The sequence below is a fragment of the Shinella sp. 1A1 genome, assembly GCF_055379515.1.
In genome coordinates this window covers 1,089,811-1,113,974 of record NZ_AP039671.1, presented here as the reverse complement: position 1 = coordinate 1,113,974, position 24,164 = coordinate 1,089,811, and the positions used below count along the sequence as shown (strand labels likewise).

The following is a 24,164-nucleotide window of genomic DNA, read 5'->3' as shown; positions in this document are numbered from 1 at the left end:
CCCCGCGCGCCTCGCCTCCCCCGATTTCATCTCTGAGGACACCACAATGCCGAACACATCGATTCAGGCAGCCGGCGAAGCTATGCCCGCCCCCACAAACGAAACACCGCATGATGAAGTCCGCCGCCTGTCCTGGCGCATCGCCGACTTGCTGAACGGCCTCGACCCTCGCATCGACTACGTCACGATCTGCGCTTCCGGCTCGGAAGCCCATGCGGTGATGACGGGCTTCAACATTCCCGTCGGAAACGAGGCTTCCGTCGACGGCCTTTTCAGGGAATGGCAGGCCCTGCGCTTGAGCATCATCGGCGAAGACACGCCAGAGGTCGAGAAGCAGAAGCTTCAGCAGTGCGAGGATCTTCGACAGAAGATTTCAAGCCTCCGGCCGGCAACGCTCCATGACCTTGTTCTGATGCTCTACGTCCATACCGTTGCCGGCGTGAACGATTACGAAGACGAATTCATGACGAACGTCTTCAGCCTGGTCGGCCTCACCAACGAGAACGTACGGGAGGGCGCGTAATGTCCGAGACCACACGCCGTTCCATCCCCGAAATGTTCGCCGAATGGCTCTCCATCCTGAATGGACCGCCAGACGACAGATCAGACGAGGAATTCGAAAGAGAACCCTCGCGCTATCGGGTCCTACAGGACGAAATCGTCAAAGCCGATCCACACACGCCGCAGGACGTGGCGATGATGTATATCGCCGATACCGACGATGGTCAGAGCTTCCGATCTGAGGAGTTCGACGCACGCGTTCGGGAATTGGCTGGCTCCGGCGTTGATGTCGTTCCTTCGCCGTCACAGCTCGAAGCGCTGTTCGAGCGGAAGCATGAGGCCGACAAGCTTCACGATCAGCAGATCGTAATCACCGACGGTCATATCGAAGCAGGCACGGCAACGGGCGAAATCTGGCAGGCGCAGTTCGACGCCTGCAACGTGGTGGACAGCATTGTTCTCGAGATTTTCGCCTACCGGCCCATCAATGCGGCCGAGCAGGACCGCAAGGCACGCTTCCTGCTCGAATGGACCAAGGATACCGAGGCCAACGACGAAGAGGTGAAGGCCCTTCTCACCTCAATGCTGCTCCCCACCGATGGGAGGGCAGTGGTATGAGCCAGCAGCAAAACGACGCTATCATCGAGGCTAATTCCGAGCTGCTGGACGCGATTGGTCACCTCAATACGATCAAGCTCATCATCACAGCGTTGGAGACCAAGCCTCATGGCGTGGAGGTCGACGAAGCGCTGCACTGCTTGGAGCTCGCCACGCATGGCGCGCTGCGCGTCATCATGGATGCCCGGCAGAAGCTGGATGACGCGGAGGTTTCAGCATGACGACCCTGAGCTCTGTCGAACCCGAGATCGATTACTTCGACCTTGATCCGCTGATCTGCGACGCGGTCAATATGACCGATGTGCTGACGGAAGAAATCAGGAGGCATTTCGAAAATAGTCCGCCGCCAGGCGGCTACCTCCTCGACGCGCAAGATGGCAACCGGCTGTTCTTCGTCTCCGGCATGGTCATAGCCATGACCGAAAAAGTGCTGAAGGCATTCTATTTGGCTCTGGAGAACGATCGGCGGAAGACGGCAAGCAGCCGCGTCTGCGCTCCCAGCGGCGAGGACTGACCATGTCGGCACCAGCCCTTATCCGCAAGCACGACATGCTGCGCGCCGCCGAGGTGGCGCAGGCCACCGGCTGCCGTATCGACATCAAGGTCGGCGATGCCGTCGTTTCGATCAGCCCGGCCTGCCCGACGGAAGCGCCCCGGCCGGCGCAGTCGAAGAACGAGGGCATTGACTATTCCCGCCCTGACCTGTGAAGGTTCGAGAATGCCCCGGAAACTTCCCCTTCACGTCCACAAGCAGAAGACCCGCCATGGAAAGTGGGTCTTCTATTTTCGCATTGGGAAAGGGAAGCGCGTTCGCCTCCCCGCCCCGACCGACCCCACCTTCAAGGCGGCGTATATGGCCGCGCTGACGGGGGGCGCGCCCCTGCCCGTCCCGAAGGTCTACGAGGGCACGCTACAGTGGCTTTGGGACCGCTACACGACCGAGAGCGCCAAGTGGGCCGGGTACAGCCCCGCCACGCAGAAACAGCAGCGCCTGATCATGGACAAGGTGCTGAAGAACGCCGCGCGCTCGGCGCTCACCAGTTTCACCCAGGACGTCATTCAGGAAGCCGTCGACAAGCGCCACGAGACGCCAGCGCTCGCCGCGAACTTCCTGAAGGTGATGCGCGGCATGTTCGGGTGGGGAAAGAGAATGCGCGCCGTCACCGCCGACCCGACCATCGGCGTCGAGCTGCCGGCCTACAAGACGGACGGCTTCCCGGCGTGGACCGTCGACGACGTGAAGAAATTCCGGGCCACGCACAAGATTGGCACGCCCGAGCGCCTGGCTATGGAGCTGATGCTTCTCGCCGGCCTGCGCCGATCCGACGTGGTTGTCGTCGGCCGTCAGCACATTCAGGACCGCGTTCTTACCATCGACACCGCCAAGACCGGCGCGCGTGTCACCGTCGAGTTATCCGAAGATCTGCTCAAGATGATCAACACCACTCCGCGGCGCGGTCTCCACCTCATCGAGAACAGTCTCGGGAAGCCTTTCGTCAAGGAAAGCTTCGGCAACTGGTTCCGCGTCAAGTGCACCGAGGCCGGAGTCACGAAGTCGGCGCACGGCCTGCGCAAGCTGAGCGCCACCCTCGCGGCCGAAGGCGGAGCGGCCACCCATCAGCTTCTTGCCCAATACGGCTGGACGAACATTTCGACGGCGGAAATCTACACGAAGGGCGTCGACCGCAAGCGGCTCGGGATCGAGGCCAGCCGCATCGTCGCGGATCAGATCGGGAACATAAAAACCCCTCACCCTGAAACAGGTGAGGGATTTATCCCGAAAAAGGCAATAAAAACAAAGGCGAAAAAATGAGATTTAGGGCTCTCATCGCCCACCATTCTTCCTCCGGAATTCGCACGCAGGCCCCGTAAAAACGGGGCTTTTTTCGTTCTGGCGCTGCCCTTCCCTGCCGTAACCGGCCCGGCTGTGCGGGCCGATCCGGAGCTCCTCGTCAATGCGTTGTCGGCGGTTCTTCTTCCTCGTCGTCTTCCAGGAACGAATGGATGCCGTCCCTTGCGATCGTGGCCAGGAATTCGTCGAAGGCTTCGCGGTCGGTGGCGAAGGGTTCGTCCCATTCGAAGAGGTCTTCGTTCTGGGTGACGACCTCCAGCTTCCAGTCGTTCTGCGTGCCGGCGGGGCGGGAGATGTCGACGAGCACGGTGACGCCGTCTTCCGTGAATTCTCCCGAAAGCTCGGAATGCTCCAGTTTGGGCTTCTTGGTCATGGCGGGCGATCCTGCGGGCGTCTAGCCGGATTCGGGATCCGGCAGGGTCGAAATGGTGAAATCAGAACGGCCAGCGTGATCTCGCGGCAGCGACGTGACGTCAATCGGTCGCCCGACCCCGATCTAAAACTATCGGCAGTCGCGTTCTGGCATCCCTTGTGACAGAGCGGAGGGTATCCGTCCACCCTCGGAGTTCAGACGACCTGCTTGGGATGCGTCGGGGCGAATTCGGCGACGAGTTCGTGCTTTTCGCCGGGATAGGTCAGACGCACATGGGTAATGTAAAGGCCACCGCTCCAGGTGCGGCGCTCCACGACGAGGCAGGGCGTTCCGGGCGCGATGGCCAGCAGTTCGGCGGCGCGGGCATCGGCGCCGACGGCGCGGATGCGGTGCTCGGCGGCGCTCCAGGGGACGCGGCTGATCAGCCAGGCACCGGGGGCGACATCCTCGAACGTCTCTCCGGCGGCCTCTGGCACGGCTTCGAGGTTGATGAGGCGATCTTCCAGGCAGAAGGGCTGCGCGCCGGCGAAGTGAAGCGCCGAGATATCCGTCAGCCGGGCAGAATCGGAAAGCTCCATCAGCCGGCGGTCGGCGGCCTTGGCCGCGCGGTCGAGGCGCGTGCGGCGCTCGTAGCGATAGGGAAGCCCGAGCGATTCGACTTCAAGCCGGATATCGTGGATTTCGAGAACCGCGGACTGGGCGTGCGGATGGGTGACGTAGCTGCCCGATTTGCGGCGGCGCTCGATGAGGCCGCGCTTGACCAGCTCGGTGATCGCCTTGTTCACCGTCATGCGCGAGCATTGATACTGCTCGGTCAGCTCGTGCTCGAAGGGGATTCGGTGGCCCGGCGGCCATTCGCCCGACAGGATCTTGCCCTCGACATCATCGAGGATGCGCCGGTGCAGCGAAGGCTCCCTGGCCTCGACCTCTGTTCTGTCCCCGTCGATGGAAATGATCGCCTCCGCTCCGGGCGTGGATTCGCCCGGTCTCAGGAAAGTCATAGGAAAGGCCCGGTCGGCTTTCAATACGGCCTCAGGCCGTGGCGAGCGCCCGCATGGTCGCGGTGAAGCGCCGGCCGACCGCTTCGCGGGCGACGTGCCGGCCGCCCTCGACCTGCTTGCGGCCGTTCACCCAGACGCAATCGACTTCGGCACCGTTTGCGAAGATCCAGCCGTCGAGCAGGCCGTCGCCGGCAAGTTCGAGGCCGTGGCGGGCCTTGATACTGACGAAATCAGCCGCCCTGCCCGCGGCAAGACCGGCTTCCACGCCGAGCGCCGCCGCGCCGCCGACAAGCGCGCCGTCGAACAGCGCGCGGCCCATCGAGCCGCCGGGCTCCGCCAGAACGTTGCGGGCGCGATGATAAAGGCGCTGGGAATATTCGAGCTGGCGCAGTTCGTCCGGCAGGCCGATCAGCACGTTCGAATCGGAACCGACGCCGTAGCGGCCGCCGGCGGCGAGGAAATCGGGCGCCGGGAAGGTGCCGTCGCCGAGATTGGCTTCCGTTACCGGGCAGAGGCCGGCGATGGCGCCGGCTTTCGCCATGCCCAGCGTTTCGGCATCCGTCATGTGCGTAGCGTGGATGAAGCACCAGCGGCCGTCGACCTTCTGGTTCTCAAGCAGCCATTCCACCGGGCGGCGGCCGGACCAGGCGATGCTGTCCTCCACTTCCTTCACCTGTTCGGCGATGTGGATATGGATCGGCTTGTCGCCGGCCATGGTGACGACGGCGCTCAGCTCGTCAGGGGTGACGGCGCGAAGACTGTGCGGGGCGACACCCGTGACGCCGTCCGGCAACGAACCCGTCAGGGCGCGGCAGCGCTCCAGAAGGGCGGCATAGGAATCGCGGTCGTTGATGAAGCGGCGCTGCCCCTCGCCCGGCGCGGTGCCGCCGAAGCCGGCATGGGCATAGAAGACGGGAAGCAGCGAGAGGGCGATGCCGGTCTCGGACGCGGCCGAGGCGATCCGCGCGGCCATTTCGGCGATGTCGCCATAATGCCCGCCGTCCTTGTCGTGGTGCAGGTAATGGAACTCGCCGACGCGGGTGAAGCCGGCTTCCAGCATTTCCACATAGAGCTGCGCGGCAACCGCCTCGACATCGTCAGGCGTCATGGAAAGCGCGAAGCGGTACATGACATTGCGCCAGCTCCAGAAGCTGTCGCTGCCGGGGCCGCGCGTTTCGGCAAGGCCCGCCATGCCGCGCTGGAAGGCGTGGCTGTGCAGGTTCGGCATGCCGGCGACAAGGGTGTCGTGGCGCTCGTCGCCCGGCGCGGCCGCCCTGCTCTCGATTCCCGTGATCCGCCCGCCCTCGACGCTGATGCGGACATTGTTCGCCCAGCCGCTCGCCAGCAGCGCCTGCCTTGCATGAATGACGGCCATGGCCGGTCTCCTCTCCCGATGTGCACCCCTGACGCCGATCCGAAAAATGGCTCTTGCGTCCGACGTGATTATGTATATACATTATCTCCATCACAGGGAAGAGGCAATCACGATGACGGCAACGGAAAACGACATCGCCCGCGTCTGGCGCAATGCCCGGCTCGCGACGCTCAACGAAAGCCTGCCCGGCCTCGGCATCGTGGAAAACGGCGCGATCGCCGTCGTCGACGGGCGCATCGCCTTTGCGGGTCCGGAGGCGGAGCTTCCCGCCACGTTCGCCAAGGCCGAGAGCATCGATTGCGAAGGCCGCTGGATCACGCCCGGCCTCATCGACTGCCACACCCATCTCGTGCATGCCGGCGACCGCGCCCATGAATTCGAGCTTCGCCTTGCAGGCGCCTCCTATGAGGAGATCGCGCGGGCCGGTGGCGGCATTGTCTCCTCGGTGAAGGCGCTGCGCGCGGCAAGCGAGGACGATCTGGTGCGGGAAACCCTGCCCCGCCTCGATGCGCTGATCGCCGAAGGCGTGACGACGGTCGAGATGAAGTCCGGTTACGGCCTCGACACGGAAAACGAACTGAAGTCGCTGCGCGCGGCCCGCCGCATCGCCGACGAGCGCGACGTCACCGTGCGCACCACCTTCCTCGGCGCCCACGCGCTGCCGCCGGAAATGAACGGCGACAAGACGGCCTATATAAAGAAGGTCGTCACCGAGATGCTGCCGGCCGTCGCGGCCGAAGGGCTTGCCGATGCGGTGGACGGCTTCTGCGAGGGCATCGCCTTCTCGACCGCCGAGATGACCGAGGTCTTCGAGGCCGCGAAGGCGCATGGCCTGCCGGTCAAGCTCCATGCCGACCAGCTTTCCAATCTGCACGGCGCCGAACTTGCCGCCAGCTACGGCGCGCTTTCGGCCGACCACCTCGAATATACCGACGATGCGGGCGCCGCCGCGATGGCGAAGGCCGGCACCGTCGCCGTCATCCTGCCCGGTGCCTTCTACTTCATTCGTGAAACCAAGAGGCCGCCGGTCGATCTCTTCCGCAAGCACGGCGTGAAAATGGCGGTCGCAACCGACGCCAATCCCGGCACGTCGCCGCTCACCTCCCTCCTCCTCACCATGAACATGGCCGCAACCCTCTTCGGCATGACCGTCGAGGAATGCATCGCCGGCACGACGCGCGAAGCCGCTCGCGCGCTTGGGCTGGTCGACGAGGTGGGGACGCTGGAGGCCGGAAAATGGGCCGATTTCGTTCTCTGGAACATCGGCCGGCCGGCGGAACTGGTCTACCGCATGGGCTTCAACCCCATGCATGCCCGTATCCGCAGCGGACACTGATCACATCATACGCAGCCTGTGCGCTGCATCGGGAAATGAAACATGACGATCACGCTTCATCCGGGCTCCGTGCCCCTGAAAACCCTCGAAACCATCTACTGGACCGGCGAAGCCGCCAAGCTTGACGCGTCCTTCGACGCCGGCATCCAGAAGGCCGCCGCGCGCATCGCGGAAATCGCCGCCGGCGACGAGCCGGTCTACGGCATCAATACCGGCTTCGGCAAACTCGCCTCCATCAAGATCGCACCGGCCGATGTCGCGACGCTCCAGCGCAACCTGATCCTGTCGCACTGCTGCGGCGTGGGCAAACCGCTCGCGGAAAACATCGTGCGCCTCATCATGGCGCTGAAGCTGATCTCGCTCGGCCGCGGTGCATCCGGCGTGCGTATCGAGATCGTCCGTCTGCTCGAAGCCATGCAGGCCAAGGGCGTCATCCCGGTCATTCCGGAACAGGGTTCCGTCGGCGCCTCGGGCGACCTCGCTCCCCTCGCCCACATGACCGCCGTCATGATCGGCGAAGGCGAAGCCATCTATGCCGGCGACCGTATGCCGGGTGGCAAGGCCCTCGAAAAGGCCGGCCTGAAGCCGGTCGTTCTGGCCGCCAAGGAAGGCCTCGCACTGATCAACGGCACGCAGGTCTCCACCGGCCTTGCGCTTGCCGGCCTCTTCCGCGCCCATCGCGCCGCGCAGGCCGCGCTCGTCACCGGCGCGCTCTCCACCGACGCCGCCATGGGCTCCTCCGCGCCGTTCCATCCGGACATCCACACGCTGCGCGGCCACAAGGGCCAGATCGATGCGGCCGCCTCGCTTCGCGCGCTGCTGGCCGGCTCCGTCATCCGCGACAGCCACATCACCGGCGACGAGCGCGTGCAGGATCCCTATTGCATCCGCTGCCAGCCGCAGGTCGACGGCGCATGCCTCGATCTCCTGCGCTCGGCCGCCCATACGCTCGAAATCGAAGCCAATGCCGTGACCGACAACCCGCTCGTCCTTTCGGACAACAGCGTGGTTTCGGGCGGCAACTTCCATGCCGAGCCGGTCGCCTTCGCCGCCGACCAGATCGCGATCGCGACCTGCGAGATCGGCGCCATCGCCCAGCGCCGCATCGCGCTGCTGGTCGATCCGGCCCTCTCCTTCGGCCTGCCGGCCTTCCTCGCCAAGAAGCCGGGCCTCAATTCGGGCCTCATGATCGCGGAAGTCACCTCGGCCGCGCTGATGAGCGAGAACAAGCAGATGTCGCATCCGGCCTCGGTCGACTCCACCCCGACCTCCGCCAACCAGGAAGACCATGTCTCCATGGCCTGCCACGGCGCCCGCCGCCTGCTGCGCATGACGGAAAACCTCTCCGCCATCATCGGCATCGAGGCGCTGACGGCCGCCCAGGGCATCGAGTTCCGCGCCCCGCTCACCACCAGCCCGGAGTTGCAGAAGGTCGTCGCCGCGCTGCGCACCGTCGTGCCGACGCTGGAGGAAGACCGCTACATGGCCCCGGACCTCACCGCCGCCGGCACGTTCGTCTCCTCGGGCGCGCTCGCCGCCTCCGTCACCAAGGGCATCCTGCCGGTGCTGGAGGCCTGACATGGCGCTCTTCGAAACCCATCAGGGCACCTCGCCCGTCATTCTCGCCTTCCCGCATACCGGCACGGATGTCCCTGCCGATATACGGGAGCGCCTGAATGACAATGGCCGCATCCTCGCGGATACGGACTGGCACATCGAACGTCTCTATGACGGCCTGCTGCCCGACGTGACGACGGTGCGCGCCACGTTCCACCGCTATGTCATCGATGCCAATCGGGATCCGGCCGGCGTCAGCCTCTATCCCGGCCAGAACACGACGGGCCTCGTTCCGGAGACGGATTTCGACGGCAAGCCGATCTGGAAGGACGGCGAAACGCCGACCGAGGCCGACATCGCCTACCGGCTCGCCAATTTCCATGCGCCCTACCACGCGGCCCTCGCCGCCGAGATCGAGCGCGTGAAGGCGATCCACGGCGTGGCGATCCTCTACGACTGCCACTCGATCCGCTCGCTGATCCCCTTCCTGTTCGAAGGCCGGCTGCCGGATTTCAACGTCGGCACCGACATGGGGCGCACCTGCGCGAAGGAAATCGAAACGGCGACGTTCGACGTCTGCGCGAAGGCTGAAGGCTATACCAGCATCCTCAATGGCCGCTTCAAGGGCGGCTGGACGACACGCCATTACGGCAAGCCGGAAACCGGCGTGCACGCCATCCAGATGGAGCTCGCCCAGGTGAGCCATCTGTCCACGGAGGTTCCACCCTTCGATCTGGACGCGGACAAGGCCGCACGCCTGCGCATTCACCTGAAAGACATTCTGCAACGCATCGAGGCGCTCGCCTCCACCCTCACACGCTGACCCGGGAGAACCAGCCATGACCGACAATCCCCGCCACAATATCCGCGAAGTCCGCGCCGCCACCGGCACCGAACGCACCGCCAAGAGCTGGCTGACCGAAGCGCCGCTGCGCATGCTGATGAACAACCTCGATCCCGACGTCGCGGAAAACCCGCACGAACTGGTCGTCTATGGCGGCATCGGCCGCGCCGCCCGCACCTGGGCCGATTTCGACAAGATCGTCGCCTCGCTGCGCGACCTTGAAGAAAACGAGACGCTGATCGTGCAGTCCGGCAAGCCGGTCGGCATCTTCCGCACGCACAAGGATGCGCCGCGCGTTCTCATCGCCAACTCCAACCTCGTGCCGCACTGGGCCACCTGGGATCACTTCAACGAGCTGGATAAGAAGGGCCTTGCCATGTACGGCCAGATGACGGCCGGCTCGTGGATCTATATCGGCTCGCAGGGCATCGTTCAGGGCACCTACGAGACCTTCGTGGAAGCCGGCCGCCAGCACTATAACGGCAACCTCAAGGGCAAGTGGGTCCTCACCGGCGGCCTCGGCGGCATGGGCGGCGCCCAGCCGCTCGCCGCGGTCATGGCCGGCGCCTCGTGCCTTGCCGTCGAGTGCAACCCGGACTCGATCGATTTCCGCCTGCGCACCCGCTACATCGACGAGAAGGCCGAGACGCTCGACGAAGCCATGGCGATGATCGACCGCTGGACGAAGGCTGGCGAAGCCAAGTCCGTGGGCCTGCTCGGCAACGCTGCCGAAATCCTGCCGGAAATGATCCGCCGCGGCATCCGCCCAGACATGGTCACCGACCAGACCTCCGCCCACGACCCGATCAACGGCTACCTGCCGAAGGGCTGGACGATGGCCGAGTGGAAGGCAAAGCGCGAAAGCGACCCGAAGGCCGTCGAAAAGGCCGCCCGCGCTTCCATGCGCGAGCATGTCGAAGCCATGATCGCCTTCCAGGACATGGGAATCCCGACCTTCGACTATGGCAACAACATCCGCCAGGTCGCCAAGGAAGAAGGCCTCGAAAACGCCTTCGCATTCCCGGGCTTCGTGCCGGCCTATATCCGCCCGCTGTTCTGCAAGGGCATCGGTCCGTTCCGCTGGGCCGCTCTCTCGGGCGATCCGGAAGACATCTACAAGACCGACGCCAAGGTGAAGGAGCTGCTGCCCGACAACAAGCACCTGCACAACTGGCTGGACATGGCGAAGGACCGCATCGCCTTCCAGGGCCTGCCGGCGCGCATCTGCTGGGTCGGCCTCGGCGACCGCCACCGCCTCGGCCTCGCCTTCAACGAGATGGTCAAGAACGGCGAGCTGAAGGCTCCGATCGTCATCGGTCGCGACCACCTCGATTCGGGTTCCGTCGCCTCGCCGAACCGCGAGACGGAATCGATGAAGGATGGCTCGGACGCCGTATCCGACTGGCCGCTGCTCAACGCCCTGCTCAACACCGCATCCGGCGCGACCTGGGTGTCGCTCCACCACGGCGGCGGCGTCGGCATGGGCTTCTCGCAGCATTCGGGCGTCGTCATCTGCTGCGACGGCACGGATGAAGCCGCCAAGCGCGTTGGCCGCGTATTGTGGAACGACCCGGCGACCGGCGTCATGCGCCACGCCGATGCGGGCTACGACATCGCGCTCGACTGCGCCCGTGAAAAGGGCCTGCGCCTGCCGGGCATCCTGGGCAACTGATGAGCCTCTTGCTCCGCAACGCCGATCATCGCCGCATGCCGTGGAAGAACGGCGGCGGCGAGACGGTCGAGGTGATCGTCCATCCGGAAGGCGCAAGCCTTTCGGATTTCGGCTGGCGCGTCAGCATGGCGGGCGTGGCGAGCGACGGTCCCTTCTCCGTCTTTCCCGGCATCGACCGCACGCTGGCGGTGCTTACGGGCGACGGCATGGAACTGTCCATCGAAGGGCTTGGCGAGAGGCTGCTGACACCAAAGTCCGCACCGCTCCCCTTCCCGGCCGATGCGCCGACCACGGCACGCCTTCCCGGCGGGCCGATCACCGACCTCAACGTGATGACGCGGCGCGGTGTTTTCGGGCACAGCCTCGCGCACCACGTCGCCGAAGGCGCGAAGGCGCTCCCGGCATCGTCGGGCCAGCGTCTGCTGCTGGCGCTCGAACCGCTCGGCGTCTCCACGGCGGATGGCCTCCTCGGCCTCCAGCCACTCGACGCCCTCGTGCTCGATAGCACGGAGGAGGCGGAAGTGGTGCCGGCGGGCGCAAGCGCCGCCTTCTACCTCGTCGAAATCACGCCGGCCTGACCGGCGTTCCTTGTCCGTCCCGTCCTGGAATGTTACCTCCCGGCAAATGCATTTTTGCCGGGAGATTTTCATGAGACATCGCACATTCGGCCGTACGGGCTTCACCACCACGGATATCGGCTTCGGCGCCTGGCAGATCGGAGGCGCCTGGGGTGACGTCAGCGAAGCGGATGGCCGCGCCGCCCTTCACGCCGCGCTCGATGCCGGCATGACCTTCATCGATACCGCCGACGTCTATGGCGACGGCCGTTCGGAAAAGATCATTGCCGACGTGCTGAAGGAACGTGGCGGCGAACGCCCGATGGTGGCGACCAAAGCCGGCCGCCGGCTCTCCCCGCATGTCGCCGACGGCTACAACAAGGCCAATCTCGAAGCTTTCATCGACCGCAGCCTGAAGAATCTCGGCGTCGAATGCCTCGACCTCGTGCAGCTCCATTGCCCGCCGACCGAAGTCTATTACCGTCCCGAGGTCTTCCAGGCACTGGAGGAGATCAAGGCCGCCGGCAAGATCGCCGATTACGGCGTCAGCGTCGAGAAGGTCGAGGAAGCGCTGAAGGCCATCGAATATCCCGGCGTCGTCAGCGTGCAGATCATCTACAACATCTTCCGCCAGCGCCCGGCGCGGCTCTTCTTCCAGGAGGCCGCCCGCCGCAAGGTCGCGATCATCGCCCGCGTGCCGCTGGCAAGCGGCCTGCTCTCCGGCAAGATCACGCGCGACACCGCGTTTGCCGCCGACGACCACCGCAACTTCAACCGTAACGGCGATGCCTTCGACGTGGGCGAGACCTTTGCCGGCGTGCCTTTCGAGACGGGCCTGCAAGCCGTCGAGGAAATCCGCGCGCTGGTGCCGGCCGGCGAGAGCATGGCCGCCTTCGCGCTGCGCTGGATCCTGATGGCGGATGCCGTCAGCGTGGTCATCCCGGGCGCGCGCAACGGCGAACAGGCAAAGGCCAATGCCGCCGCTGCGAGCCTGCCGCCCATCCCGGAAAACGTGATGGAAGCGACGCGCGAGGTCTATGAGCGGCTCGTCGCACCGCATGTCCACCAGCGCTGGTAAAACAGGCAAAGCGCATAAACTGAAATGATAGCCAACATTATGGCTATCTATTTCGTTTATGCGCGGCCCCGCGCTACCGTTCCCCATTGCTCGCAATCACAACTGGGGAACAACCATGAAAAGAATGCTTCTTGCGCTGGCTCTCGCAAGCTCCACCCTGCTTTCGGCCGCCGCATCCGCCGAGACGCTGAAGATCGGCACGGAGGGCGCCTATCCGCCCTTCAACTTCCAGGATTCGGCCGGCAAGCTCGGCGGCTTCGACGTGGAGATCGGCCTTGCGCTCTGCGAGAAGATGAAGGTCGAATGCGAAGTCGTCGGCCAGGACTGGGACGGCATCATTCCGGGCCTCATCGCCAAGAAATACGACATGATCATCGCCTCGATGTTCATCACCGAGGAGCGCAAGAAGCAGGTCGCCTTCACCGACCCCTACTATCTTGCCGCCATGACCCATGCCGCGCCGAAGAATTCCGGCATCACCGACTTCACCAATGAAGGCATGAAGGGCAAGACCATCGGCGCCCAGTCCGGCACCACGCAGGCCGACTACGCCGCCGCCGTCTATCCGGACGCGGACATCAAGCTCTACCCGACGCAGGACGAGGTGAACCTCGACATGGCCAACGGCCGTCTCGACCTGCAGGTCGGCGACATGATCCCGCTGCTCGACTGGGTCACCAAGAACGACGACGGCAAGGCCTGCTGCGAGTTGATCGGCAAGCCCATCACCGATCCGAAATTCGTCGGCGAAGGCGTCGGCATCGCCGTGCGTCAGGATGACAACGACCTGCGCGAGAAGCTGAATGCCGCGCTGAAGGCCATCCGCGAGGACGGGACGTATCAGAAGATCAACGACAAGTACTTCTCGATCGATATCTATACGATGAAGTAAGCGTGGGGGCGTAGCGCGCCCTCATCCGGCCTGCCGGCCACCTTCTCCCCGCAGGCGGGGAGAAGGAAACAAGCGGAACCGCTTTCCTTCCTCTCCGCCGGAGTTGCTTGGGGAAATCAGTGCACCATTCCCCTTCTCCCCGCTTGCGGGGAGAAGGTCGCGGCAGCGGGATGAGGGGCAGCCCGGCCGCGCATGGCAAGAGCCCTTGCCTTCCCCCGCCCCGCCGTCCTAGCTAGGCGCATGCCGATCAACCGCCTCGAACGCTTCGCCCACAATCTCGACTGGAACCTCCTGCGCACCTTCGTCGTCGTGGTGGAGGAAGGCTCGATCACGCGGGCGGCGAACCGGCTGCTGCTGCAACAGCCGGCCGTCAGCATGGCGCTGAAACGGCTGGAGCAATCGGTCGGCCACCGGCTGATCGACCGCAGCCCCGGCCGCTTCGAGCTGACGGAGGCCGGCGAGCGCCTCCATGCGCTCTGCCGCGACATCTTCACCGCCATCGTGCGCCTGCCGGAGGCGATGGAACCCTCCGGCGAGGACATTGCCGGGCACATCACCATCCACGCCGTCAGCCATGCCATGAACCCGGAATGGGACCGGGCGATCGCCGATTTCTTCCGGTTGCATCCGCGCGTCACCGTCGGCGTGACGGTAGAGACGACGACGGACGTGATCCGCTCGGTCGAGCGGGGCGTCGCGACGCTCGGCCTTTCGGACGGCATCATTCCCGAGGGGCTGGACAAGGTGCCCTTCTGCTTCGAGCGCTATGCGCTTTATTGCGGGCGCGGACACCGGCTGTTCGGCAGGCGCGACGCGCGGCTGGAGGATCTGCGCGGCGAGCCCTATGTCAGCTTCCTCGCCGACGTGCTCGGCGGGCCGCATATGGGGCCGGTGACGGCGGTGCGTGCCGTCGGCTCCTTCGGCCAGCAGGTGCGGGCGCTGGCCTTCAACGTCGAGGAGGTGCTGCGCCTCGTCGTCGCCAATGCCGGCATCGGCATGCTGCCGGCCCACCTCACCGACCCGGCGCTGGCCGCCGGCGAGCTCTGGCAATTGCCGCCCTATGACGACCTGCCGGTGACGGAGACCTTCCGCATCACCAATCCCGGGTCGGCGCTCAACCCGGCCGAGCGCGCCTTCCTCGCCCATATCGCCGACGTGCCCGTCTGGCGCTGGGGCGAGCCACATCAATCCTGATGATACCCGCCTTCAGCGCTATAAATTTGAAGAATATCGGCAGCTTTCGTAGGCCTTTCTCCACAAACAGACGGAGGCGGCCATGCAGACTTTCGACATCGCAATCATCGGCGGCGGCATTGCCGGCCTGTCGCTCGCCTATTTCCTGAGCCCGCACCGCTCCGTCGTGGTGCTGGAGCGGGAGGAAGCGCTCGGCTACCACAGCACCGGCCGCTCGGCCGCCGAATTCACCCTGCGCGACAACGCCCCCCTCGTGAACGCGCTGGCCCGCGCCAGCCATGCCTTCATGATAAGCCCGCCGGAGGGCTTTGCCGCCGTGCCGCTTCTCGTCGCACGCGGCAGCATCCTGTTCGGCGCCGAGGACAAGGCTGCGCTGGTGCGCGAACGCTTCGAGCAGACGAAGGCGCTCGGCGTCGCCGTCGAGTGGCTGGACGAGGCTGCGCTTCTTGCCCGCGCGCCCATCATGAACCCGGCCTATGTCGCGGCCGCCTATTTCGACCCGGACTATTGGGACATCGAGGTGGACGCGCTCCTGCAGGCCTATGCCCGCCACGCCCGGCACAACGGCGCGCAGGTCCTCGAAAGGCGTCCCTTCACCGGCGCCCGACGGGACGGCGGCCGGTGGCTGATCGAGACCAATGGCGAAACCCTTTCCGCCGGCGTGCTGGTCAACGCGGCGGGCGGCTGGGCGGATACGGTCGCCGAACGTGCTGGCGTCAAGCCCCTCGGCATCGTGCCGCACCGACGCACCGCCGTCACGGTCGACCTGCCGGAGGGCGTGGATGCGGGCAGCCTGCCGGAAATGAACGAGATCGAGGACACGTTCTATTTCAAGCCGGAAGGCGGCCGCCTGCTTGCCTCGCCGGCCGACGCCACGCCCTGCGAGCCCGCCGACGTGCAGCCGGAGGAAATCGACGTCGCCTATGCCGCCCATTATGTCGAGGAGGCGACGACGCTCAGCGTGCGCCGCGTCTTCCGAAGCTGGGCCGGCATGCGCAGCTTTTCCGCCGACCGCCTGCCCGTCGTCGGGCCGGCTCAGGACGAGCCGTCCTTCTTCTGGCTCGCCGGCCAGGGCGGTTACGGCATCCTCACCTCGCCCGCCCTCGGCAGCCTTGCCGCAGCCCTCCTCACGGAAAGCCCGGTGCCGGAGCCGCTCGCCCGCGAGGGCATCGGGGCCGAGACCTTCAGTCCCGCACGCTTCCCCTGAAACGAAACGGGCGCCCAATGGGCGCCCGTTCTGCTTTACGCTTCCGCAGCCGGCTTGCCGGCTGCGCCGGTGGCGCGGGCGGTGTCGCGATCCTTCCACCAGCGGCTGAGGAACAGGAGGATCGGGCCGCCGATATAGATCGACGAGGTCGTCGCGACGACGACGCCGAACAGCATCGGCCAGGCGAAGGGCTTGACCGTGTCGCCACCCCAGATCGCCATGGGCAGCAGCGAGACCGCCACGGCGAGCGAGGTAAAGATGCATCGCATGACCACCTGGTTGATCGACAGGTCGATGAGGTCGGAGAACGGCATCGACTTGTACTTGCGCAGGTTCTCGCGCATTCGGTCGTACACCACGACCTTGTCGTTGACCGAGTAGCCGATCAGCGTCAGCACGGCGGCGATGGCCGTCAGGTTGAAATCGATCTGCATCAGCGAGAAGAAGCCGATCATCTTGGTGATGTCGAGGATCAGCGTCACGATGGCGCCCACCGCGAAGTGCCACTCGAAGCGCCACCAGATGTAGATCAGGATCGCCACCATGCCGAGGCCGACGGCGAGGAAGCCGGACCGCGCCAGCTCGGTGCTGACCGTCGGGCCGACCACTTCCGTGCGCTCGAAATTGGCGTCCGGGATCATCTCGGCAACGCCGTTGCGGATCTCCTGGAGCGCCGCGGTCTGCTCGGCCTCACCACCCGGCTGGCGCTGGACGCGCACGAGCACGGACGTGCCCTGGCCGAATTCCTGCAGCGCCACTTCGCCGAGGTTGAGGTCCTCCATCTTCTTGCGGAGCGTCGCGAGGTCGATGGGCGACTTGGAGGTCGCCTCGACCTGGATGCCGCCGACGAAGTCGATGCCGTAGTTGAGGCCCGGCGTGAAGAACAGGATGATCGAGCTCGTCGAGATGAAGGCCGACATGGCGATGGCGATGTAGCGGCCGCGCATGAAGGAGAAGGTCGGGATTTCCCAGACCTTGCCGAAGAGCGAATGGATATCGATCTTCTTCATCTTGCGCACGATCACCGCCTCGCGCATCAGGAAGCGCACGAAGGTGATCGAGGTGAACATCGAGATCGCAAGGCCGATGATCATGGTGATGGCGAAGCCGCGCACCGGGCCCGAGCCGAACATGAAGAGCAGGATCATGCCGACCATGGTCGTCATGTTGCCGTCGACGATGGTGGCGTAGGCCTTGTTGAAGCCGACGTCGAGCGCCTTCATGGCCCCTGCCCCACCCGCGGTCTCTTCACGGATACGGGCGTTGATCAGGATGTTGGCGTCCACCGCCATGCCGATGCCGAGGATGATGCCGGCGATGCCGGGCAAGGTCAGCGTCGAGCCGAGCAGGCCCAGCACGCCGATCGTCAGGATCGTGTGCAGCACGAGGCCGAGATTGGCGATGAGGCCCCATGCGCCATAGAGCACCTGCATGAGGATGACGACGGCGAGAAGGCCGGCGAAGCCCGTATAAAGGCCCATGCGGATCGAGTCCGAACCGAGATTCGGGCCGACGGTGCGCTCCTCGATGATGGTGAGCGGCGCCGGCAGGGCGCCCGAGCGCAGCAGTGCCGAGAGGACGGTCGCTTCCTGCGGGTTGAAGTTGCCCGAGATCTGGCCCTGGCCGCCGATGATCGGCTCGCGGATGACCGGCGCCGTCAGCACCTTGCCGTCGAGGACGATGGCGAAGGGCTTGCCGACATTGGCCTGCGTGATTTCCGCGAACTGGCGCGCGCCGGTGGAATCGAAGCTGAACGAGACGATCGGCTCGTTCGAGCGCTGGTCGAAGCCGGCCTTGGCGTCGGCGAGCCGGTCGCCGGAGATCGCCACGCGCTCCTCGACCGCATATTTGCGGCCGTCGTTGGCGCCGGGCAGGATCATTACGCCGCGCGGGGCGACGCCGTTCGGATCAACGGTCTGGTCGACCATGTGGAAGCTCATCTGCGCGGTCGAGCCGAGAAGCTGGCGCAGGCGCGTCGGGTCCTGCAGGCCCGGAAGCTGGACGAGGATGCGGTCGCCGCCGACACGCTGGATCAGCGGCTCGGCAACGCCCACCTGGTCGACGCGGCGGCGGATGATCTCGAGGCTCTGCTCGACGGCGGCCGACATGCGCTCGTTGATGCCGGCTTCCGTCAGCGTAACGTTGATCTGGAGGCCGCTGGTCGCGACATCGATATCCGACGAGCCGGCGCCGAAGCCGAGCGTCGAGGTGGGCGCGGCGAGCTTGCGCACTTCCGGCAGCACCTTGTCGAGCGCCGCCTGGTCGGGCAGCGTAACGGTCAGCGTCGTGCCGTTGAGGCGGGCGGCCGAGGCGCGCTCGCCGGCGGTGCGCAGGATCGCGCGGGTATCGTTGAGCAGCACGTCCATGCGCGCCTTGCGGAGCGCTGCGGAATCCACCTCCAGGACGAGGTGCGAGCCGCCCTTCAGGTCGAGGCCGAGGGTGACGGGATTGGAGGGCAGGAAGTGCCCGTATTTCGCCTGCTGCTCAGGCGTCAGCACGTTCGGCACGGCCGCGAGCATCCCGAAGAGGATGATGGCGGCGGAGACAAACAATGCCCATTTGGAGGTTTTCATGGGGTTGTTCCACTTCAACTGCCGGAACGGCGCGACCGAAAGGCCGGCGCCGACCGTGGGATCGGAATTCAATCGAATGGCGCGGCGTGTTAACGCCGGGGGGCCTCAGGCGGCAAAAGCCGGAGGCGCGCGGCTGCGGAAGGCAGCACTGCCGGCCGATGCCGGCGCCGCATCTTCCGCCGCCTGGAAGACGACGACGGACGCGGTTTCAAAGGGATAGAGCAGCGCGCTCGCGGTCGGCAGGAGCGCCTTGCCGGCGGAATCGCCGTCCGCAAGGCCCGTCTTGGCCTTGGCGACGCGCCGTTCCGCATGGCTGCCGGCCGGGAACCAGAGGTCCTCGCCGGCAGGCGAGAGCGGCGACGGCGCGACACCGCCTTCAGCCGCAGCGCGCTGTGGATGGCCCGGCGTTCCCGCATCGCCCGCAAGGGGAAACTGCGAGAAGAACAGCGTGAAAAGCAGCACGAGGAAGCCGACGGGTGCAAAACCCCGCTCCCAGATCGTCGCCTCTTTGCCTGTTCCGGTCGTCATGCCTGTCCTTAGCCTTCCCGCAATTCCCGATGGAGGAATTGCCGGGCGGAACGCCGCGCGAAGCAGTCCGCGCGGGCATTGCCGATGGTGCGCCAAGAAACATTTAACCCCCGGCAAGTCAAGTTCGCGGCGCCCATTCCGGCCGCTTCCGGGCCGTTTCAGCCGTCACAGTTCGTGGATCGTGACGTCCGGGCAGGCTTCCCGCGCAAGCTCCTTCAGGTGCTGGTGGTGAGTCAGGTAGATCACCTGCCCGCTTCTTGCCATCCCGCCCATGACGCGCAGCGCGTTCAGCGCCCGCCGGTCGTCGAAGGTTTCCATGATGTCGTCGGCAATGAAGGGCACGATCTCGCGGCTTGCGGCGATCTCGTGATAGCCGGCGACGCGCAGGGCGAGATAGAGCTGGAAGCGCGTTCCCTTGGAAAGGTCCCGCGCAAGCTTCGAGCTGCCCGCGGCGGCATTGACGACGAGGAATTCGCTGTCCTTCTCCAGCACCGTGGAAAGGCCGGCATATTCGCCGCCGGTAATGTCGCGGAAGGTGTGCGAGGCCCGCTCCATCATCGCGCTGCGATGGCGCTCGCGGTAAAGGCGAAGAGCCTGTTCGGCGGCCATGATGCCCGCGCGCGTCGAAAGATAGCGCCGCGACCTTTCGGCGAGATCGACCAGCGCGGTGCGCCGCCGCTCCTCCAGCGCCGCCGCCGCGTCGCTGCCGGCGATGGCGGCGAGCGCCTCCTCGGCCTTCGCCCGTGCGAGGTGCTGCTCCTGCACCGCCCGGTCCAGTTCGTCCAGCCGGGCCGAAAGGTCACCCCGCTCGGCGGCAAGCTGGTCCTCGTCGACGGCGGCGAGAAGCGCCTCGGCCTCGTCGACCGTTTCCGCGCGCATCTGCTGCATAAGATCGCGCGCCGCATCCTCCGCGCGGCTGCGCACCTCGTCGCGCTTGCGGTAGGCTTCGAGCAGGATCTCCGCCTCCGCCAGGCTTTCGCAGCCGAGAAAGGCAAAGATATCCGACTGGCGCGAGGCAAGCACCGCACGGCGCTCGTCCAGCGCCCTCTCCTCCTCGCCAAGCCGCGCGAGCGCCTTGTCGATGGCCTCGCGGTGGTCGCGGACCATTTTCGCCGCGGCAAGGCGGTTTGCGAGCCCGGCGACGGTCGCCAGAGGATCGGCGGGGTCGAAGGGTTCCGTCAGGCGGTCGGCCAGGCGATCGGCAAGTCGGGCCGCATGGCCGGCATAATCCTCCTGGTCGCGGCGCATGGCCGCGATGCGGTGCTCCAGTTCGCGCTGCCGCTCGACATTCTGGGCAAGCGCCTGCAAGGCGGGCAGCAGGGTCGAGAGGCGATCCGGATCGGCCGGGACGCTGCCGCTCGCAAGCCACGTGCCGGCAATCGCCGCGTTCCAGACCTCCTGCCATGCCGCCAATGCGCTTGCGGCCTCATCCATGGCCTTCCCGCGCGCTTCGACATCCGTCTTTGCGCGCGCAAGGCGCTCGGCGGCGGCAAGGCGCTCGGTGCGGGCGGTCTTCAGCGCCTCCAGCCTGTCCTCTGCCAGGAAAAGGGTCTCGTCGAAGCCCGCATCCTTCGCCAGCCCCTCGGGAAGGTGGGCGGAGAGGCGCGAAGACACGTCTTCCGTTTCCCGCGCGACAAGCGCCGCCTCCGTCTCCTGCCGCGCAAGCACGGCGAGTTTCTCCAATGTCACGGCGCGGCGTTCGAGCCAGGAAACAACATCGGCAAGGGAGGTCTGCGGCGCGAGACCGAGACGGACGGCAAGGACGGAGGTTTCCGCCTCGATATCCGCCTTCTGCCGTTCCAGCCGCAGCGTCTCGGCGCTGAGGGTTTCGAGCCTTGCCACGCCTTCGGCGACGGTGCGTTCGAGGACGCGGATTTCCGACAGGCGGTCGGCATTGCGCAGCCGCGCTTCCGTCGCGCGGTCGTCCTCGCGCATCGCCGCCTCGAAGGTCCCGGCGGACGGCACGTCCATTTTCGCCAGATGCGCCTGCCAGGCCGCGTCGCGCGCGGCGCGCAGATAGGCCGCTTCTTCCTCCCCCGCCGCGCCCGTCGCCTTGCGAAGCGCATCGAGCGTTGCCCTTGCGGCGGCGACATCGCGCTCCAGCGTAGCGACCTGTTCCCGCTGCCGGTTCAAAGCATCGGCCGCCGCGTCGGATTGCCGGCGCAGGCGCTCCAGTTCGTCCGTTGCCGGAGCGGCGGCGGCTTCCAGCGCAGCCGCGGAGCCCGTCCACGGCGCGAGGCGGGACAGGGCGCCATCCGCCTCCTGCCGTGCCAGCGCGGCAAGGCGCCGGGCCTCGCGCAGGCGGGCGGGCAGATCGCCGGCACGGGCGGCGCGGACGATGGCGCCGAGGGCCGACTGGGCCTCCTCGTCGCGCTGTCTTTCCGCGTCGGAGGCGCTGCCGGCCCCGTCGCCGATGGCAGCGAGGGTCTTTTCCGCCTCCGCGCGCTCCCGCCCGGCGGCTTCGAACCGCTCGGCAAGCGCCACCCGCCGCGAAAGGAGGGAGCCGAGCCGTTCGGCAAGGCCGGCGGGCAGCAGGATTTCGAGCGGATCGGCCTCGGCGGAAAGGCCCAGCGTGGCGATGCCGGCGGCGATGGTCGCGGCGACGCGGCCCCGGTCCGCCTCGCGGGCGGCAAGGTCCATGGCGGCGGTGCGGAAGCGGGCCTCCAGCGCCGAGCCGGAAAGCGCGGCGATATCGGCCTCGGCGGCGAATATGGCAAGGTCTTCGGCAAGCGCGGCGCGCTCCGCCACATGGCGCTCACGCTCGTCGACGACGCGCGTGGCCCGCGCGGCGATCTCCGCCTCTTCGCGCGCAAGCTCGCCGAGTAGCATGCGCCAGGCGGGCGGCGGCGCGTCGCCGAGATCGAAGCCGCCGAGCTCCGCACGCAACGCGCGAAGGCGATGAAGGTAAGGCAACGCGGAAAGGCTGCGCTCCGCCTGCGCAAGCGCTGCCCGCGCTTCTCCGCGCGCGGCCGTCGCCTCCTCATGGCGCTGGATCGCGGCATCGCGGTCGCGGACGAGCTGGCCATAATCGCGGGCGGCGACGTCGAGCGCCTTGCGCTCGGCGGCCAGCGCCTCGATTTCCGCCTTCAGGACCGACAGGCCGTGCTTGCGGCCGGAGGGGCGGTAGAAGTCGTCGGCTTCCGCCTTAAGCGCGGCAAGGCCGGAGGCCATGTCGGAAAGGCCGGAACTGGCGGAAAACAGCATGGAGCCGAGCTCGCCCTCGCTCTTCAGGATATCCTCGCCGCCCTTCTCGATACTCTCGTCGTCCAGCGAGAACATGGTGCGATAGGCGTTGCGGTCCATCCCGCCGAGCACGGAGGCGAAGAGCCCATCCGGCAACGCCCGGTCGTCGGCCGTGACGAGCGAGCCCTGGTTCTTCTTGAGGCGATAGGCCTCGTGCCGTTGCGCGCCGATGGAGAGCGCGCCGCCGATGCGCATCAGCGCATAGGGATGGAGAAAGCCGTAGGCGCTCGATTTCTCGATGCCGAAGAGGAGATCGAGATAGGCGGAAAACAGCGTCGACTTGCCCGCCTCGTTGGGGCCGTGGACGAGGTGGAAATCGACCCTGCCCGGCTGCGCGCTGCCGAAATCCAGGCTGCGGTCGGTGAACTTGCCGTAGCGGACGAGGTCCAGTCTGTCGAGGCGCATGCGCTAGGCTCCCCCGCTCTCGCCGCCGAGGCGGGCGAGCACGGCGTCCGAGCCCTGAAGGGCGATATCCGACAGCAGCGTCTCCTCCTCCGCCTCGTCTGTAGCCAGAAGGCTGCGCGCCTCCCGCGGAAGCTGGCGCAGCAGATCGCCCAGCGTCTCGCGCAGTTCCTCCCGATAGGCATGGTTTTCCACGACGTCCTCGCGCATCAGGCGCGCCAGCTCGGCGAGCGGGCCGGCATCGGCGCCCGCTTCCGCAGCGGGTACGGAAACGGCAAGCTCCACCGCCTCGATCCAGCATTCGCCGAGCGAGGCGGCAAGGTTCTGCAATTCGGCAAGCAGCAGGTCCTCGTCGCGGCGCAGGCGCCAGGCCAGCGGTGTCGCGCCGGTCACGGCAAGGCGGGCGACGAGATGCGCGCCGCCTGCGGCCGCCCGCGCCGCGCCGAGCAGGCTTTCGGCGCGGTCGAGCATGCCGTTCCAGTCGTCGATGCCGGAAAGGTCGAGCGAAAGCCGCTCGAAGACCGCGACGGCGACGTGGCGCTCCTCGCAGGTGATCGAGCCGTCCTCGGCGACGGTGGCGAGCGTCACGCCCTTCGGCCCACTCTCGTTGATGTCGCGGCCCTGCGGGTTGCCGGGCATGACGATCCAGGGCTTTTCCAGATGGACGCGCCGCTGGTGGATATGGCCGAGCGCCCAGTAGTCGAAGCCGTGCGCCGAAAGATCGGCAAGCCCCACCGGGGCATAGGGATCGTGCCGGCTCGCGCCGGCAAGGCTCGTATGCATGAGGCCGATATTGACCGCATCCGGCACCGGCGCACGGAAGGTCGGGAGCAGCGAGGCGGGGGCGTGCGGATTGGCGAAGCTGACGCCGTGGACATGGACCTCGCGGCCATTTTCCAGCGCCCCCGCGCGCACCGGCTTGCCGCGCCCGTCGAAGACGTGGACATTGGGCGGGAAGGTCAACTCGCGGGTGATCTGCGACTGCGCATCGTGGTTGCCGCGGATGATATAGACGCGGATGCCCGCCGCCTCCAGCCGCCGCATCTGGCCCATCAGGAACAGCGCGGTCGCCATGGAGGTCTGCGAGCCATCGTAGAGATCGCCGGCGACGATCACCGCATCCACCGCCTCGGCGACGGCAAGGTCGACGATGCGCTCCAGCGCCTTGCGGGTCGCCCCGCGCACGAGGTCGCCGAGGTCGGCATTGCGCAGCGCCAGCGAGGCGAGCGGCGAATCGAGATGCAGGTCGGCCGTGTGGATGAAGCGGAATGGCATGGCCGGACCATCGCCCCGGCCACCCGCCCGGTCAATGCTTGCGGCTGCGCCCGCGACCTTATGGGCGGGTTATGCAGGGAAGAAAT

The 24,164-nt window shown here is 66.4% G+C and carries 22 protein-coding genes; 15 read left to right on the top strand and 7 right to left on the bottom strand.

Annotated features, from left to right (window positions below; genetic code table 11):
* Positions 1–82: 82 nt before the first annotated feature.
* The 6 genes from ACZ48C_RS05460 to ACZ48C_RS05435 all read left to right on the top strand — a co-directional run bounded on the left by ACZ48C_RS05460 (position 83) and on the right by ACZ48C_RS05435 (position 2,932).
* Complete coding sequence (locus ACZ48C_RS05460) at positions 83–523, top strand: hypothetical protein (protein ID WP_464782420.1); 441 nt, start codon at positions 83–85, stop codon at positions 521–523.
* Complete coding sequence (locus tag ACZ48C_RS05455; protein ID WP_464782419.1) at positions 523–1,119, top strand: hypothetical protein; 597 nt, start codon at positions 523–525, stop codon at positions 1,117–1,119. Before ACZ48C_RS05460 ends, ACZ48C_RS05455 begins: the two co-directional genes overlap by 1 nt.
* A complete protein-coding gene (locus ACZ48C_RS05450) occupies positions 1,116–1,340 on the top strand; it encodes a hypothetical protein (protein ID WP_464782418.1) in 225 nt (74 codons plus the stop codon). Before ACZ48C_RS05455 ends, ACZ48C_RS05450 begins: the two co-directional genes overlap by 4 nt.
* Positions 1,337–1,633 (top strand): hypothetical protein, encoded by a 297-nt coding sequence (locus tag ACZ48C_RS05445; protein ID WP_464782417.1) that lies wholly within the window; start codon positions 1,337–1,339, stop codon positions 1,631–1,633. Before ACZ48C_RS05450 ends, ACZ48C_RS05445 begins: the two co-directional genes overlap by 4 nt.
* A 2-nt stretch (positions 1,634–1,635) precedes the next feature.
* Positions 1,636–1,827, top strand: a complete 192-nt coding sequence (locus ACZ48C_RS05440) for a hypothetical protein (protein WP_464782416.1) — start codon at positions 1,636–1,638, stop codon at positions 1,825–1,827.
* A gap of 145 nt (positions 1,828–1,972) precedes the next feature.
* The gene (locus ACZ48C_RS05435; RefSeq protein WP_464782415.1) at positions 1,973–2,932 is read left to right on the top strand and encodes a tyrosine-type recombinase/integrase; all 960 of its coding nucleotides are present in this window, start codon (positions 1,973–1,975) and stop codon (positions 2,930–2,932) included.
* A gap of 139 nt (positions 2,933–3,071) precedes the next feature.
* Here the strand turns inward: ACZ48C_RS05435 and ACZ48C_RS05430 are convergent, their stop codons facing one another.
* From ACZ48C_RS05430 to ACZ48C_RS05420, 3 genes are all read right to left on the bottom strand, one after another.
* Positions 3,072–3,344, bottom strand: a complete 273-nt coding sequence (locus tag ACZ48C_RS05430; RefSeq protein ID WP_119258714.1) for a hypothetical protein — start codon at positions 3,342–3,344, stop codon at positions 3,072–3,074.
* Between the two features lie 194 nt (positions 3,345–3,538).
* Complete coding sequence (hutC, locus tag ACZ48C_RS05425) at positions 3,539–4,345, bottom strand: histidine utilization repressor (RefSeq protein WP_464782414.1); 807 nt, start codon at positions 4,343–4,345, stop codon at positions 3,539–3,541.
* Between the two features lie 31 nt (positions 4,346–4,376).
* Positions 4,377–5,720, bottom strand: a complete 1,344-nt coding sequence (locus ACZ48C_RS05420; protein ID WP_464782413.1) for a formimidoylglutamate deiminase — start codon at positions 5,718–5,720, stop codon at positions 4,377–4,379.
* A 112-nt stretch (positions 5,721–5,832) separates the two neighbouring features.
* Between ACZ48C_RS05420 and hutI the strand changes: the two genes are divergently transcribed.
* The 9 genes from hutI to ACZ48C_RS05375 all read left to right on the top strand — a co-directional run bounded on the left by hutI (position 5,833) and on the right by ACZ48C_RS05375 (position 16,057).
* Positions 5,833–7,056: an imidazolonepropionase gene (gene hutI, locus ACZ48C_RS05415; protein ID WP_464782412.1), complete on the top strand. Its 1,224-nt coding sequence runs from the start codon at positions 5,833–5,835 to the stop codon at positions 7,054–7,056.
* Positions 7,057–7,098: 42 nt separating this feature from the next.
* Positions 7,099–8,634, top strand: a complete 1,536-nt coding sequence (gene hutH, locus ACZ48C_RS05410) for a histidine ammonia-lyase (RefSeq protein WP_424547210.1) — start codon at positions 7,099–7,101, stop codon at positions 8,632–8,634.
* 1 nt (position 8,635) lies between these two features.
* Entirely contained in the window at positions 8,636–9,436 is an 801-nt protein-coding gene (gene hutG / locus ACZ48C_RS05405; RefSeq protein WP_318911371.1) for an N-formylglutamate deformylase, read from the top strand.
* A gap of 16 nt (positions 9,437–9,452) precedes the next feature.
* The gene (gene hutU, locus ACZ48C_RS05400) at positions 9,453–11,129 is read left to right on the top strand and encodes a urocanate hydratase (RefSeq protein ID WP_464782411.1); all 1,677 of its coding nucleotides are present in this window, start codon (positions 9,453–9,455) and stop codon (positions 11,127–11,129) included.
* Entirely contained in the window at positions 11,129–11,707 is a 579-nt protein-coding gene (locus ACZ48C_RS05395; RefSeq protein ID WP_464782410.1) for a HutD/Ves family protein, read from the top strand. Before hutU ends, ACZ48C_RS05395 begins: the two co-directional genes overlap by 1 nt.
* Positions 11,708–11,777: 70 nt before the next feature.
* Complete coding sequence (locus ACZ48C_RS05390; RefSeq protein ID WP_464782409.1) at positions 11,778–12,764, top strand: aldo/keto reductase; 987 nt, start codon at positions 11,778–11,780, stop codon at positions 12,762–12,764.
* Between the two features lie 115 nt (positions 12,765–12,879).
* Positions 12,880–13,656, top strand: coding sequence for an ABC transporter substrate-binding protein (locus tag ACZ48C_RS05385; RefSeq protein WP_318911367.1), 777 nt, complete (start codon positions 12,880–12,882; stop codon positions 13,654–13,656).
* 240 nt (positions 13,657–13,896) lie between these two features.
* Positions 13,897–14,850: a LysR family transcriptional regulator gene (locus tag ACZ48C_RS05380; protein ID WP_318911366.1), complete on the top strand. Its 954-nt coding sequence runs from the start codon at positions 13,897–13,899 to the stop codon at positions 14,848–14,850.
* 82 nt (positions 14,851–14,932) lie between these two features.
* On the top strand, positions 14,933–16,057 hold the full coding sequence (locus ACZ48C_RS05375) for an NAD(P)/FAD-dependent oxidoreductase (RefSeq protein WP_464782408.1): 1,125 nt from the start codon (positions 14,933–14,935) through the stop codon (positions 16,055–16,057).
* Between the two features lie 35 nt (positions 16,058–16,092).
* Here the strand turns inward: ACZ48C_RS05375 and secD are convergent, their stop codons facing one another.
* From secD to ACZ48C_RS05355, 4 genes are all read right to left on the bottom strand, one after another.
* A complete protein-coding gene (gene secD, locus ACZ48C_RS05370) occupies positions 16,093–18,630 on the bottom strand; it encodes a protein translocase subunit SecD (protein ID WP_464782407.1) in 2,538 nt (845 codons plus the stop codon).
* Positions 18,631–18,735: 105 nt separating this feature from the next.
* On the bottom strand, positions 18,736–19,158 hold the full coding sequence (locus ACZ48C_RS05365; RefSeq protein ID WP_464782406.1) for a hypothetical protein: 423 nt from the start codon (positions 19,156–19,158) through the stop codon (positions 18,736–18,738).
* A gap of 165 nt (positions 19,159–19,323) precedes the next feature.
* Entirely contained in the window at positions 19,324–22,806 is a 3,483-nt protein-coding gene (locus tag ACZ48C_RS05360; protein ID WP_464782405.1) for an ATP-binding protein, read from the bottom strand.
* Between the two features lie 3 nt (positions 22,807–22,809).
* The gene (locus ACZ48C_RS05355) at positions 22,810–24,078 is read right to left on the bottom strand and encodes a metallophosphoesterase family protein (RefSeq protein WP_464782404.1); all 1,269 of its coding nucleotides are present in this window, start codon (positions 24,076–24,078) and stop codon (positions 22,810–22,812) included.
* Positions 24,079–24,164: the final 86 nt, after the last annotated feature.

Bases quoted from the DNA above. Each gene is read 5' to 3' on its own strand.
- ACZ48C_RS05460 (WP_464782420.1), top strand. From the start codon at position 83: ATGCCCGCCCCCACAAACGAAACACCGCATGATGAAGTCCGCCGCCTG.
- ACZ48C_RS05455 (WP_464782419.1), top strand. From the start codon at position 523: ATGTCCGAGACCACACGCCGTTCCATCCCCGAAATGTTCGCCGAATGG.
- ACZ48C_RS05450 (WP_464782418.1), top strand. From the start codon at position 1,116: ATGAGCCAGCAGCAAAACGACGCTATCATCGAGGCTAATTCCGAGCTG.
- ACZ48C_RS05445 (WP_464782417.1), top strand. From the start codon at position 1,337: ATGACGACCCTGAGCTCTGTCGAACCCGAGATCGATTACTTCGACCTT.
- ACZ48C_RS05440 (WP_464782416.1), top strand. From the start codon at position 1,636: ATGTCGGCACCAGCCCTTATCCGCAAGCACGACATGCTGCGCGCCGCC.
- ACZ48C_RS05435 (WP_464782415.1), top strand. From the start codon at position 1,973: ATGGCCGCGCTGACGGGGGGCGCGCCCCTGCCCGTCCCGAAGGTCTAC.
- ACZ48C_RS05430 (WP_119258714.1), bottom strand. From the start codon at position 3,344: ATGACCAAGAAGCCCAAACTGGAGCATTCCGAGCTTTCGGGAGAATTC.
- hutC (WP_464782414.1), bottom strand. From the start codon at position 4,345: ATGACTTTCCTGAGACCGGGCGAATCCACGCCCGGAGCGGAGGCGATC.
- ACZ48C_RS05420 (WP_464782413.1), bottom strand. From the start codon at position 5,720: ATGGCCGTCATTCATGCAAGGCAGGCGCTGCTGGCGAGCGGCTGGGCG.
- hutI (WP_464782412.1), top strand. From the start codon at position 5,833: ATGACGGCAACGGAAAACGACATCGCCCGCGTCTGGCGCAATGCCCGG.
- hutH (WP_424547210.1), top strand. From the start codon at position 7,099: ATGACGATCACGCTTCATCCGGGCTCCGTGCCCCTGAAAACCCTCGAA.
- hutG (WP_318911371.1), top strand. From the start codon at position 8,636: ATGGCGCTCTTCGAAACCCATCAGGGCACCTCGCCCGTCATTCTCGCC.
- hutU (WP_464782411.1), top strand. From the start codon at position 9,453: ATGACCGACAATCCCCGCCACAATATCCGCGAAGTCCGCGCCGCCACC.
- ACZ48C_RS05395 (WP_464782410.1), top strand. From the start codon at position 11,129: ATGAGCCTCTTGCTCCGCAACGCCGATCATCGCCGCATGCCGTGGAAG.
- ACZ48C_RS05390 (WP_464782409.1), top strand. From the start codon at position 11,778: ATGAGACATCGCACATTCGGCCGTACGGGCTTCACCACCACGGATATC.
- ACZ48C_RS05385 (WP_318911367.1), top strand. From the start codon at position 12,880: ATGAAAAGAATGCTTCTTGCGCTGGCTCTCGCAAGCTCCACCCTGCTT.
- ACZ48C_RS05380 (WP_318911366.1), top strand. From the start codon at position 13,897: ATGCCGATCAACCGCCTCGAACGCTTCGCCCACAATCTCGACTGGAAC.
- ACZ48C_RS05375 (WP_464782408.1), top strand. From the start codon at position 14,933: ATGCAGACTTTCGACATCGCAATCATCGGCGGCGGCATTGCCGGCCTG.
- secD (WP_464782407.1), bottom strand. From the start codon at position 18,630: ATGAAAACCTCCAAATGGGCATTGTTTGTCTCCGCCGCCATCATCCTC.
- ACZ48C_RS05365 (WP_464782406.1), bottom strand. From the start codon at position 19,158: ATGACGACCGGAACAGGCAAAGAGGCGACGATCTGGGAGCGGGGTTTT.
- ACZ48C_RS05360 (WP_464782405.1), bottom strand. From the start codon at position 22,806: ATGCGCCTCGACAGACTGGACCTCGTCCGCTACGGCAAGTTCACCGAC.
- ACZ48C_RS05355 (WP_464782404.1), bottom strand. From the start codon at position 24,078: ATGCCATTCCGCTTCATCCACACGGCCGACCTGCATCTCGATTCGCCG.